The 12210-nt window shown below is 55.8% G+C and carries 11 protein-coding genes; 5 read left to right on the top strand and 6 right to left on the bottom strand.

What is annotated here, in order from left to right:
- Positions 1-24: 24 nt before the first annotated feature.
- The 6 genes from spy to astC all read right to left on the bottom strand — a co-directional run bounded on the left by spy (position 25) and on the right by astC (position 6917).
- Positions 25-522 (bottom strand): ATP-independent periplasmic protein-refolding chaperone Spy, encoded by a 498-nt coding sequence (gene spy, locus ACT9TW_RS14600; RefSeq protein WP_315688374.1) that lies wholly within the window; start codon positions 520-522, stop codon positions 25-27.
- A gap of 371 nt (positions 523-893) precedes the next feature.
- Positions 894-1859, bottom strand: a complete 966-nt coding sequence (gene astE / locus ACT9TW_RS14595; protein ID WP_446492831.1) for a succinylglutamate desuccinylase — start codon at positions 1857-1859, stop codon at positions 894-896.
- Between the two features lie 10 nt (positions 1860-1869).
- A complete protein-coding gene (astB, locus tag ACT9TW_RS14590; RefSeq protein WP_315688372.1) occupies positions 1870-3195 on the bottom strand; it encodes an N-succinylarginine dihydrolase in 1326 nt (441 codons plus the stop codon).
- A complete protein-coding gene (gene astD, locus ACT9TW_RS14585) occupies positions 3182-4669 on the bottom strand; it encodes a succinylglutamate-semialdehyde dehydrogenase (protein ID WP_446492830.1) in 1488 nt (495 codons plus the stop codon). Before astD ends, astB begins: the two co-directional genes overlap by 14 nt.
- The gene (gene astA, locus ACT9TW_RS14580; RefSeq protein WP_446492829.1) at positions 4666-5700 is read right to left on the bottom strand and encodes an arginine N-succinyltransferase; all 1035 of its coding nucleotides are present in this window, start codon (positions 5698-5700) and stop codon (positions 4666-4668) included. Before astA ends, astD begins: the two co-directional genes overlap by 4 nt.
- The gene (gene astC / locus ACT9TW_RS14575) at positions 5697-6917 is read right to left on the bottom strand and encodes a succinylornithine/acetylornithine transaminase (RefSeq protein WP_446492828.1); all 1221 of its coding nucleotides are present in this window, start codon (positions 6915-6917) and stop codon (positions 5697-5699) included. The genes astA and astC overlap by 4 nt, the downstream gene beginning before the upstream one ends.
- Positions 6918-7350: 433 nt before the next feature.
- Between astC and xthA the strand changes: the two genes are divergently transcribed.
- The 5 genes from xthA to ACT9TW_RS14550 are packed head-to-tail and all read left to right on the top strand — an operon-like array spanning position 7351 to position 12158.
- Positions 7351-8157, top strand: coding sequence for an exodeoxyribonuclease III (xthA, locus tag ACT9TW_RS14570; RefSeq protein ID WP_446492827.1), 807 nt, complete (start codon positions 7351-7353; stop codon positions 8155-8157).
- Positions 8158-8163: 6 nt separating this feature from the next.
- Positions 8164-8844 (top strand): TVP38/TMEM64 family protein, encoded by a 681-nt coding sequence (locus tag ACT9TW_RS14565; RefSeq protein WP_446492826.1) that lies wholly within the window; start codon positions 8164-8166, stop codon positions 8842-8844.
- 22 nt (positions 8845-8866) lie between these two features.
- Positions 8867-10030: an ABC transporter substrate-binding protein gene (locus ACT9TW_RS14560; RefSeq protein ID WP_446493838.1), complete on the top strand. Its 1164-nt coding sequence runs from the start codon at positions 8867-8869 to the stop codon at positions 10028-10030.
- The gene (locus ACT9TW_RS14555) at positions 10003-11538 is read left to right on the top strand and encodes a thiamine ABC transporter permease (protein ID WP_446492825.1); all 1536 of its coding nucleotides are present in this window, start codon (positions 10003-10005) and stop codon (positions 11536-11538) included. The genes ACT9TW_RS14560 and ACT9TW_RS14555 overlap by 28 nt, the downstream gene beginning before the upstream one ends.
- Entirely contained in the window at positions 11538-12158 is a 621-nt protein-coding gene (locus ACT9TW_RS14550) for an ATP-binding cassette domain-containing protein (protein ID WP_446492824.1), read from the top strand. Before ACT9TW_RS14555 ends, ACT9TW_RS14550 begins: the two co-directional genes overlap by 1 nt.
- The last annotated feature ends 52 nt before the right edge of the window (positions 12159-12210 follow it).

Below are 12210 nucleotides of genomic sequence, written 5' to 3'. Positions count from 1 at the left end.
GGCGGTCTTAAGATGTTGAACCGATTATTCGGTTGGTGCAGGCATTTTACCTTCCGGCGCCGGGCGTTCTGTCAGACGCTTCTCAAAATTGGCATTAAATTGTTTTTTCTGTTCCGGGGTCAGAATGTTGTAGATCTTGTTCTGGGTTTCCATGCGAGCCAGCATTCCTGCTTTGTGCTGCTCAGCCATTTTGTCGATCTGCGCTTCGGCTTTCGCTTTATCGAAGCTGTCGCTGGCGATGATGTCATGCATCGCGCGGCGTTCTTCCAGCGGCGGACGTTTCATCTGGTCACGCTGGCTTTTCATGATGTCGCGAACCTGCTGTTTCTGTGCATCGGTCAGGTTCAGATCATTGAACATCATCATGTCGTGGTGCATCCCCGGCTTGCCTTTATGATGCATCATCATTTTGCCTTCAGTTGGCGCGGCAGTCGTGGTGGTCGCGGTATCTGCGGCGAACGCCACGCTGGTAGCGCCCAGAGCCAGGGTAGAAGCAACAAACAGTGCAGTTAACTTACGCATAATTTATTTCCTTACTTTCAGTTATTCTTCGGCGCTATGCCGTGTTGACGAGATTAACTTTACGGGGTTTATCGTCAATAAGTCAGAGCAACGGTAAAACAATGAAAGTGTAAAAAACAAATTATCGCCAAATGTGGAGAAATTAAGGATAAAACGTGGAGAGTTGAAACAAAAATATACAACATGGTGATTTTAAAGAGATTATGAAGGAGTATATAGAATCGATGATTATTTTAAAAGCAAATAACCAGGAATAATCTGCAAAAAACAGCATTCCGCAATAATAGCTAAGAAAATAAGTTTGTCAGTGTCAGTGAAAATAACTATTCGGGACTGCGGCCCACAGCCTGCTGCTGAGGGCCACAACAGTATTAACGCATTTTTTCCAGCATCAGCCCTGCTCGCAGGCCAAATGCCACAGAAGGGTTTGGAAACAGCACATACTCTGTTGTTTCATGCACTTCATAACGTTCATCACCATCCTCTGCCAGTAAAACCCCCTGACGAAACGGCGTGAAGTTCAGCGTATGCGCGGCCATGTGCAACTGGAACGCATCGCTGCGCCGCGTGATCTGCTGTACCACCCGATAGCGCTCAACATGTTCCTGGCAATGTTCTGGCGAAGTGCCACCCAGCAACGCCCGCAGCGCCAGATGCGTAGGGGCAAAACGCGAGAGATCGTTCTGCCCGAACGGCAGCGCTTTGCCCAGCTCCAGCGTGCAGGCCAGCGCGCCAAATTTATCGCAGGTGAAGTGGGTAAAGGTCCCGCCAGGCGACTGATGGAACACCAGTGCCTCAAGGCCCGCATCGCCCAGCCAGGCCAGGAATTCCTCATCCCACGGCTGATTACGCTGCGGTAAAACGCCAAATCGCACATGGTATGAGGCGCGGATCGCCGTATGCAAATCGAGATGCCAGCGGTTTTCCCCGCCAGTGGCGAAAAAGTCTGTCACCACATTTTCCAGCCACTGCGCGCGGTCGGTTTCATCACTTTGCGGGAACTGCGACCAGCGGCCACCAAACATCCGGTTAATGTCGCTGACGACATAACGTTTGTTTTGCGCCAGCGCCAGCGGGTTTCCTAATACCACCAGCAGCCGACAATGCAGGGCGATATCACCGCCATACAGCGCGTGTAACAGCAAATCGACAATCTCAACCGGCGCGGTTTCGTTGCCATGAATACCGCAAGAGAGCACCAATGACCGCTCGCTTGTCTCCCGTGGCGTCAGTTCAAGAACGCCCCGCCCCAGCCACCGCCAGCGGAACGAGGGGCCGTCACCTTCTTGCTGCTCGGGTGTTTCATCCGCCAGCGTCAGCGCCAGTAAATTCTCCATAACTGCTCCTTTAACGCTGGAACGGGTAAACAGAGCCCAGTTGCAGAATGGTGGTGAGGTCATCCAGCGCCTCACGTCCTTCGCGCAACAGTTGTGGGTCGACCAGATCGGCCTGGGTTAACCTGTCGCGGTAGTAGCGATCCACCCAGTTATTCAGCGTGTTAAACAGATTTTCATTCATCATCACCGCGGGATTAACCGCCTGCATCTCCTGCTGGGTTAACACCACGCGCAGGCGCAGACATGCTGGCCCACCGCCATTTGCCATGCTTTCGCGCAAGTCAAACACCCGCAATTCATCGATGGGGTTATCCGCCTTCACCAGTTCGCTCAGATAGCGCCACACGCCAGCGTGATTGCGCGATTCTTGCGGCAGTACCAGCACCATACTGCCGTCATCCCGGCTCAAAAGCTGGCTATTAAAGAGGTAGGTTTCTACTGCATCCTGCACGCTTACCGCGTCTGTTGGCACCTGCACCGGCATAAAGCCTGGCACGCGTTCATGCAGCGTGGCCAGGAGTTTGTCCTGATGCGCAAATGCCTGTTCATGGCAGAACAACACCTGGCGGTTAGAGACGGCAATCACGTCGTTATGGAACACGCCCTGATCGATAACGTGCGGGTTTTGCTGGGCAAAAATCACCTGCTGCGGGTTAACCTGGTTCAGACGAGCTACCGCCTGGCTTGCCGCCAGCGTCTGACGCGCCGGATAGCGGGATGGTGCCGTACTGCCGCCCTCGTCACGCCCGTAAATAAAGAGTTGCAGACCCGGTTCCCCGTAATCCCCACCCAGACGATTGTGGTTAGCGGCACCTTCATCGCCAAACATCGCCACCTGCGGCAGCGCCGGATGCACACTAAAATGCGCATCATGGCTGAAAATGGCGCGCAGGACACGCTCGGTGGTTTCCGCTTCAGTGGCGCGATGGAATTTGTTATTCAGGTTTGCAACGGTCAGATGCACTTTACCATCCAGCGTATCTGCTGAAGGCGCGACGGTTGCGGCATTCGCCACCCACATCGAGGACGCGGAACTGGCGGCGGAGAGCAGATAAGGTGCCTGAGTTCCGGCTTTCTCGACAACCTGCTCATCACTGCCGCTGAACCCTAGTTGGCGCAATACCGGTACATTTGGGCGTTCCTGCGGCGGAATAACCGCCTGCGGGAACCCGGCATCCGCCAGGGCTTTCATTTTCAGAAGCCCCTGCTTCGCCGCCAGCTTCGGATTAGACATCTGAAAACGGTGCTTTGTAGAGGCCTCATTACCAAACGACAGCCCGGCGTAGTGGTGCGTAAGCCCCACAAGCCCGTCAAAGTTTACTTCACGCGCTTTCATGGCCATTCCCCTGCGTAAAATCCAGACCCGGGTTCAATGTTTCCGGCAGCGTCAGCGCTGGCGTTTCGAGGCTAGCCATCGGCCATGCGCAATAATCTGCGGCATACCACGCGCTCGCACGGTGGTTCCCCGACGCCCCCACGCCACCAAACGGCGCGGTGCTTGCCGCACCGGTAAGCGGTTTGTTCCAGTTCACAATCCCGGCTCGCGCTTCCAGCAGAAGCTGGTCGAATTTTTCACGCTGCGGCGAAATAAGCCCGCTCGACAGGCCATAACGGGTGTTATTCGCCATCACAATGGCGCTGTCAAAGTCATCGTAACGCCAGACGCACAGCAGCGGGCCAAAGACCTCTTCATCCGGTACGTTGCTCGTGCCGCTCATCTCAATAATGCCCGGCGACAACAGCGAGGTCCCCGCCTGCACCTGCCTGGGCTCCAGCAGCGTTTTCGCCCCACGCGCCACATGATCCTGCCAGGCTTTCAGCACGTTCAGCGCCGCGTGTTCAGAGATCAACCCGCCGATAAACGGCTGGGGATCGGCATCCCATTTCGCGGGCACCAGACGCGCAGTGACTTCAACCAGACGTTTCAGGAACGCATCACCTTGCGCGCCACGTTTTACCAGCAAGCGACGCGCACAGGTGCAGCGCTGCCCGGCGGTAATAAAGGCGGACTGAATGGTGAGATGCACTGCAGCATCGATATCATCAGGATCTTCAACAATCAACGGGTTATTGCCACCCATCTCCAGCGCAAGAATTTTTTCCGGCTGCCCCGCCAGCTGGCGATGCAACTGATACCCGGTTCCGGCGCTACCGGTAAACAGCAAGCCGTCGATATCGCTAAGCGCACTCAGCGCCTGGCCGGTTTCACGTCCGCCCTGCACCAGGTTCAGCACCCCTGGCGGCAGGCCAGCCTGCTCCCAGAGTTTGACCACGACTTCACCACTCAGCGGCGTTAACTCGCTGGGTTTAAAAATCACGCTATTGCCCGCCAGCAGCGCAGGCACGATGTGTCCATTCGGCAGATGACCCGGGAAGTTGTACGGCCCAAACACCGCCAGCACGCCGTGTGGACGATGGCGCAGGGTGGCCGCACCATCCGGCATCTCTGTCTGTTGCTCACCGGTACGGGTATGGTAAGCCTTCACTGAAATGGCGATTTTATTGATCATCGCTGTGACTTCAGTGGCTGCTTCCCAGCGAGGTTTACTGGTCTCTGACGCAATAATGCGCGTCAGCTCAGCTTTGTTGGCGTCGAGCAGTGCGGCAAATTTCTCAACCACCGCCTGGCGCACGGTAAAGGGCAGTTTGGCCCAGGCCGGGAACGCGCGTCTTGCCGCTCTACAGGCCTGTTCCACCTGCGCGGCACTGGCATCGTTCCCCTGCCACAGCACCTCTTTGCCCACCGGGTTGGTTTTAATGCGTTGTTCGCCTTCGCCCGTTACCCAGTCACCATTAATCCATAAACTCATGCTGTTTTCTCCTCAGGGCAGAGTCTCACCAGGCGAACCGTGTCGCCGGCATTACATTTCAGGGAATCCAGCTGCGCAGGCGTCAGCACCAGACGTTCACATTTCGGGTTGGTATGTACCAGCATGGCGCGGAAATTGTCATAGTGCTCGTTGGCAACCAGGCAGGCAGGCCACTCACCCGGAGCGGGCTGGCCTTCAGACACTTCTACCAGGCGGCTTTTGCGGATTGCACGAACCCGGTCGATATCGCACTCAAGCGTTGGCCCACCGTCGAAGATGTCCACATAGTTACGGTAGCGGAAACCCTCTTTCTCAAGCACTGCCCGGGCAGGCGCAGTTTGCGGATGCACTTGGCCAATCACCGCCTGCGCTTCGGGGCTTAAAAAATGGGTATAGATAGGATGTTTTGGCATCAGTTCGGCAATAAAGGCTTTCTGCCCGGTGCCGCACAGATAATCCGCACGGCTGAACGCCATCGAGAAAAAGCGCTCGCCCAGGCTTTCCCAGAATGGGGAATACCCTTTGTCATCGATAACACCGCGCATCTCGGCAACCACTTTTTCATTAAAACGATCGCGAAAAGCGGCCATAAACATAAAGCGCGACTTCGAGAGCAGATACCCGTTGCCCTCTTTGCGCCAGGCCGGATCCAGGAACAATGTGCAGAGTTCGCTTGCCCCGGTGTGGTCATTGCAGAGAAAAAGCGTTGGCAGCGCGTTATAAACGTTCAGCTCTTTCGATGCATGAACCATCGTGCCAACGCGGTAGTTGTACCACGGGTCGTTTAGCCCAACCGCCACCTCAATGGCGCAAATCCCGGCAACGGTTCCCGTTTCAGTATCTTCCAGTACGAACACATAGCCCTGTTCGCTTTTTGGCAACGTCCCCTGCCAGGTATGCAGGGCGCGCTCAATGCGCGCCGACAGCGTTTTTTCATCGGCAGGAAGCGAGGTCAGCCCGCCTCCCGTCTTTCCGGCAAGCAGCATGAGCCCGGCAAGATCGCCGCGCTCAACGGGACGGATGACCATCATGATGACACCCCGGATTTCACGTGTTCACAGGCCAGCGCAAAACGGTCTAAACCGGTTTTAACCTCTTCATCGCTAACGATAAGCGCAGGGGCAAACCGCACCACATTGGCACCGGCAATCAGCACCATCACGCCCATTTTTGCGGCTTCCTGTGAAATAAGTTTAGCTTTTCCGGCAAATTCAGGCATGAGTTCGCAGCCAATTAACAGCCCCAGACCGCGGATCTCTTTAAACAATCCCGTCTTGCTGTTGATGGCGTTCAGACGCTCAACAAACCAGTCATGACGCTGCTTCACGCCATTAAGCACTTCTGGCGTATTGATGATATCCAGTACCTGGCCAGCCACAGCAGAAGCCAGCGGGTTACCGCCGTAGGTGGTTCCGTGGGTGCCGACCGTCATCACGCTCGCACATTTATTGGTGGTCAGCATCGCCCCGACCGGGAAACCGCCGCCCAGTGCTTTAGCGGTAGAGAGTACGTCCGGCGTCACACCGTAGTGCATATAAGCATACAGTTCACCAGTACGACCAACCCCGGTCTGCACTTCATCGAAAATCAGCAGCGCGTTGTGGCGGTCGCACAGTTCACGCAAACCTTGCAGGAACGCTTTTTGCGCCGGAAGCACGCCGCCTTCGCCCTGCATAGGTTCAACAATCACCGCGCAGGTGGTATCGTCAATCAGCTCTGCGGCCGATTGCAGATCGTTGTAAACGGCGTGGCGGATATCCGGTGGCAGTGGCGCAAAATCTTGCGAATACGACGGCTGACCGCCTGCGCTCACTGTGAAGAGCGTACGGCCATGGAAGGCGTTCTTAAAGGCAACAATACCACTCTTATGCGCGCCAAATTTATCGTGGGCATATTTACGTGCCAGCTTCAGCGCCGCTTCGTTGGCTTCTGCCCCGGAGTTACAGAAAAAGACTTTTTCGGCAAAAGTGGCATCAATCAGTTTTTTCGCCAGACGCAGCGCAGGCTCGTTGGTATAGCCGTTACCGGTGTGCCAGAACTTCGCAGCCTGATCGTTCAACGCCTGACGCAGCGCCGGGTGCGCATGGCCCAGCGCGTTTACCGCAATCCCACCCGCAAAGTCGATATACTCTTTGCCCTGCTGATCCCACAGGCGCGAGCCTTCCCCACGAACCGGAATAAAAGCCGCCGGAGCGTAAACCGGCATCATCCATTCATCGAAATTTTCACGCGTAATTGACAGAGACATAGCGACCTCATCCGGTAAATAAAAGGTTGTTTAAATGTTAAATAATTGAGTGTTTGCACTGTGAATGTAGATTGCAGACTTCGTGCCAGCCAGCGATAAAAATGCATAAAAGGGGTGAGAGAACAGAATATCAATAAGTTATGATATGGAGTTATTCACTGTTATTGCATAAAAAGTGAATATTTTTACGATAAGCGGCGGTTTGCCGAACGAAAACATGAAAGACTATTCACAGGCCAAATATAATTCTGGAATTGTGATCGCCAGCGAAATTTATTGGCCATTTACGCACCGTTTGAGGGCGTGGCGCGTTGGAATGGTGCAAATTTTGCACCGTTGGCATTATCTGTCGCAGTTATTGGTCATACCCGGTAACAGATGCGCCAAATTCTGCTACCATCCATGCACTATTCACCTTGCATTGGCAGCGACTATGAAATTTGTCTCTTTTAATATCAACGGCCTGCGTGCCCGCCCTCACCAACTGGAAGCCATCGTTGAGCAACATCAACCGGATGTGATTGGCCTACAGGAGACAAAAGTTCACGACGATATGTTCCCTCTCGAAGAGGTAGCAAAACTGGGTTACAACGTCTTCTATCACGGGCAAAAAGGCCATTATGGCGTTGCGCTGCTGACCAAAGAAACGCCGGTTTCCGTACGTCGCGGTTTCCCGGGTGATGATGAAGAAGCCCAGCGCCGGATTATCATGGCGGAGATCCCTTCGCCGCAGGGAAACATCACAGTGATCAATGGTTATTTCCCGCAGGGAGAAAGCCGTGACCACCCAACCAAGTTTCCGGCAAAAGCGAAATTTTATCAGGACTTACAGGACTATCTGAACACCGAGTTAAACAAAACAAACCCGGTGCTGATTATGGGCGATGTGAACATCAGCCCAACGGATCTGGATATCGGCATCGGTGAAGACAGCCGTAAACGCTGGCTACGCACCGGCAAATGTTCTTTCCTGCCGGAAGAGCGCGAGTGGATGCAGCGCCTGATGGATTGGGGCCTGGTGGATACCTTCCGTGCAGCTAACCCGGAAACGCAGGATCGCTTCTCGTGGTTTGACTACCGCTCGAAAGGTTTCGATGACAACCGTGGTCTGCGTATAGACCTGCTGCTGGCAAGCCCTCCGCTGGCCGAGCGCTGCATTGAAACTGGCATCGATTATGACATCCGCAGTATGGACAAACCGTCTGACCACGCGCCGGTGTGGGCTAAATTCAAACTGTAACTGCATGTGAAAATTAGAAAAATCATCTTCCTGTGCGCCCTTCTGGGCGCCTTTGTTTTGGCATTTTCCTTTCTGCCGCCGGGAGTGCTTTCCCTCGATTCGGTCCGAACCCATCACCAGGCGTTGCAGGCAACGGTTGCGCACTCCCCGGCGCAAAGCGCAGCACTCTATTTCGCGGTGTACGTGGTGGTGTCTGCTCTGTCTATTCCCGGGGCGGCCATTCTGACGTTACTGGGTGGCGCGCTGTTCAGCTTATGGCAAGGGATTGTGCTGGTTTCGTTTGCATCCACGCTTGGCGCAACACTGGCGATGCTCGTGAGCCGTTACCTGCTTCGTGACTGGGTGCAGCGGCGCTTCGCCCAACAAATGAACACCGTTAACGCCGGTATGAACCGCGATGGCGCTTATTACCTTTTTGCGCTTCGCCTGATGCCGCTATTCCCCTTTTTCCTGGTCAACTTGCTCGCCGGGTTGACCCGTCTTGGCGTGTGGCGTTACTGGTGGGTAAGCCAGCTTGCCATGCTGCCCGCAACGGCTATTTTTCTTAATGCCGGACGCGAACTGGGAAAACTGACCTCCCTGCGCGATATTCTGTCGCCGGGAATGGTAATTGCCTTTACACTACTGGGGTTATTACCGCTGGTCACTCGCTGGCTATTTTCCCGCTACTTTCACTCTTTGCATTAAACAGGGAGGCATTATGCGCCGTGTGCGTTTTTGCGCGTTTCTGACAGGCCTGCTGCTGGCAAGCTCATCCTTTGCCGCGGATAGCTGGCAAGACACCCAACACCAGGCCAGAGGACAAACTGTCTGGTTTAATGCCTGGGGCGGCGACCCGGCGGTAAACCGCTACCTCGACTGGGTAAGCGGCGAGATGAAATCGCACTACGCCATCACCCTGAAAATCGTCCACCTGGCAGATGCGGCCGATGCGGTTAAACGTATCCAGACCGAACACGCTGCCGGACGGAAAACCAACGGGTCGGTCGATCTTCTGTGGGTGAACGGTGAAAATTTCCGCACCTTAAAAGAGGCCGGTTTACTGCAAACCCAGTGGGCGCAAACGCTCCCTGCGTGGCGATTCGTTGATACCCGCAAGCCGGTGACGGAGGATTTCTCCATTGCCACAGACGGCGCGGAATCCCCCTGGGGTGGCGCACAGCTGACCTTTATCGCCCGTCATGCAAGCACCCCGGCACCGCTACGCGATCCTCAGGCGTTGCTGGAATATGCAAAAAACCATCCTGGCAAAGTCACCTATCCGCGCCCGCCCGATTTTACCGGCACCGCCTTTCTTGAACAGCTTCTGCTGACGCTCACCACCCAACCCGATGCGTTAAAAACCGCACCGGATAACCGCACCTTTGCAGCAGTAACCGCTCCGCTGTGGGACTATCTCGATACACTGCACCCACTGCTGTGGCGTGAGGGAAAAGATTTCCCGCCCTCACCGGCACGCATGGATGCGCTGCTGGCCAGCGGTAACCTGAATCTGTCGCTGACGTTTAACCCCGCCCATGCCCGGCAAAAAGTGGCCAGCGGTGAGCTGCCTGCCGACAGCTACAGCTTTGGCTTTGAGCATGGGATGATTGGCAACGTCCATTTTGTTGCGATTCCGGCAAACTCCGCGGCCAGTGCGGGCGCGAAAGTGGTGGCGAACTTCCTGCTTTCCCCCGCCGCGCAGGTGCGTAAAGCCGATCCCGCCATCTGGGGCGACCCGAGCGTACTGGATGCCCGGAAATTACCGCCTGCGGATGCTGCGCAACTGAACGCCCACACCACTGACGGGCTACCGAATATGCTTGCAGAGCCGCACGCTGCCTGGGTTAATGCGCTGGAGAAGGAATGGCTGCGCCGCTACGTCACGCGCTGAGCGGCTTTGTCTGGCTGGCAATGGCGGTCATTTATGTGCCGCTGATCCCGGCTGGCGTTATGCTGATAACGCCAGCGTTTTCTGTTGCCAGCTGGCAATCCCTGCTGAATGACCCTCAGTTGCCCCAGGCATTTATCGCCACCCTGGTATCGACCCTGATAGCCACGGCAGGCTCACTGTTTATCGCCCTGTGTCTGGTTACCGCCCTCTGGCCCGGCAAGCGCTGGCAACAGTTAAGTACGCGGCTGCCGTGGATGCTGGCCATTCCTCACGTAGCCTTCGCCACCAGCGCCTTACTTGTTTTTGCAGAAGGTGGCCTGTTTTATCAGTACGTTACCTTTTTATCGCCGCAGCAGGACAGCGCAGGTATCGGATTAGGGCTGACGCTCGCCATCAAGGAGAGTGCGTTCATCCTGTGGGCCATTTACGCCGTGTTGCCAGAAAAACAACTGGCACAACAAAACGTGGTATTGCAGAGCTTTGGCTACGGGCGTATTCAGCGCCTGTGCTGGCTGGTTCTTCCGGCCATTGCTCCCGCGCTGGGAGCCGTGATGCTTGCCGTGCTGGCCTGGTCGCTATCGGTTGTTGATGTGGCCATCGTTCTCGGGCCTGGAAATCCTCCGACGCTTGCAGTTCTGGCCTGGCAGTGGCTGAATCAGGGTGACGCGGAACAGCAAATCAAAGGGACGTTATTATGTCTGCTGTTACTGCTGCTGCTGGCGATCCTGGCCACGGCGGGGCTGTGCCTCTGGAAAATGTGGCGGCGAACGCTGCCGGATGTAAGCGGTGTTCGTCATAGCAGCCATCACGCTTTGCCGGTAAAAACGCTAGGCTGGTTAGTGCCCGGCTGCGGGCTTTTTTGCACGCTGGTGCTCGTTTTACTCGCCAGGGGCAGTGATACCGCCATTGCCCCTTACGCCACCAGCTTCTCATTGGGTATGGTATCCAGCCTGATGGCGCTGATCATTCTCCTGTTCTGGCTGGAATGGGGGCCGCAACGTGGAGTCTTTTGGGTCTGGCTTCCCCTGGCACTTCCGGCATTACCGCTGGTGTTTGGGCAATACCTTGTTGCACTGCGACTCGGGATCGACGGGCAATATGCCGCAGTGCTGTGGAGTCATTTACTGTGGGTGATCCCCTGGATGTTGCTGGTGCTTCAGCCCGCCTGGCGCAGGATTGACCCGCGACTGATACTGATTGCCAGAACGCTGGGCTGGTCACGCGCTAAAATCTTCTTGTTAGTCAAATGCCCGCTGCTGGTTCGCCCGGCGCTGCTTGCCATCGCGACGGGGTTTTCCGTCAGCATGGCGCAGTACATGCCCACCCTTTGGGTGGGTGCCGGACGCTTTGCCACACTCACGACGGAAGCTGTGGCACTCAGCAGCGGAGGCAGCCCATCTATTCTCGCTAACCGCGCGCTTGGCCTGCTTTTTCTGACGGGCACGATATTTGGTATTGCCGCGCTCTTATCCCGGCTTGCGGGCCGCTACCGACAAGGATTACGTTAATGCTGAGCGTGAACAATCTCACCATAGAGCCACTCTTTCGCGAGGTTAACTTCAGTGTGCCGCGCGGAGAAATCGTGACGCTGATGGGGCCATCCGGCAGCGGAAAATCCACGCTTTTTTCGTGGATGATTGGCGCACAGTCCCCGGATTTTAAGGCTCAGGGCGAACTGTGGCTCGACGAAAAACGCTGCGACACACTCCCGGTCGAAAAGCGCGGTCTGGGAATTTTATTTCAGGACGCCCTTCTGTTTGACAGTTTTAGCGTGGGGAAAAACCTGATGCTGGCCCTGCCTTCGCATATTACCGGGCAACAGCGCAAGGACGACGTGCAACATGCGCTGCACTCCGCGGGGCTTGCCGGACATTACACCAGCGATCCTGCAACGCTTTCTGGCGGGGAACGTGCCAGGGTGAGCCTGCTGCGCGCTTTGCTTGCGCAACCGCAGGCCCTGCTGCTTGACGAACCCTTCAGCCGTCTTGATAAAACGTTACGCGCATCGTTTCGGGCATGGGTTTTCGCTGCCGTTCGTGCGCGCAACATTCCGGTGGTGCTGGTGACGCATGATGAAGAGGATATTCCGCCCGGGGGTGATGTTATCCAGCTCTCTCGCTGGCAATAAACGCCACGGCCCTGTGCTAACGCAAGGTTTTCTGTTTCAGGTGAGATAACAA

The sequence above is a fragment of the Enterobacter sp. C4G1 genome (genome assembly GCF_052886895.1).
The sequence above is the reverse complement of the archived record's forward strand: the minus strand, read 5'-3'. Positions and strand labels throughout refer to the sequence as shown.

Bases quoted from the DNA above. Each gene is read 5' to 3' on its own strand.
- spy (WP_315688374.1), bottom strand. From the start codon at position 522: ATGCGTAAGTTAACTGCACTGTTTGTTGCTTCTACCCTGGCTCTGGGC.
- astE (WP_446492831.1), bottom strand. From the start codon at position 1,859: ATGGAGAATTTACTGGCGCTGACGCTGGCGGATGAAACACCCGAGCAG.
- astB (WP_315688372.1), bottom strand. From the start codon at position 3,195: ATGAAAGCGCGTGAAGTAAACTTTGACGGGCTTGTGGGGCTTACGCAC.
- astD (WP_446492830.1), bottom strand. From the start codon at position 4,669: ATGAGTTTATGGATTAATGGTGACTGGGTAACGGGCGAAGGCGAACAA.
- astA (WP_446492829.1), bottom strand. From the start codon at position 5,700: ATGATGGTCATCCGTCCCGTTGAGCGCGGCGATCTTGCCGGGCTCATG.
- astC (WP_446492828.1), bottom strand. From the start codon at position 6,917: ATGTCTCTGTCAATTACGCGTGAAAATTTCGATGAATGGATGATGCCG.
- xthA (WP_446492827.1), top strand. From the start codon at position 7,351: ATGAAATTTGTCTCTTTTAATATCAACGGCCTGCGTGCCCGCCCTCAC.
- ACT9TW_RS14555 (WP_446492825.1), top strand. From the start codon at position 10,003: ATGGCTGCGCCGCTACGTCACGCGCTGAGCGGCTTTGTCTGGCTGGCA.
- ACT9TW_RS14550 (WP_446492824.1), top strand. From the start codon at position 11,538: ATGCTGAGCGTGAACAATCTCACCATAGAGCCACTCTTTCGCGAGGTT.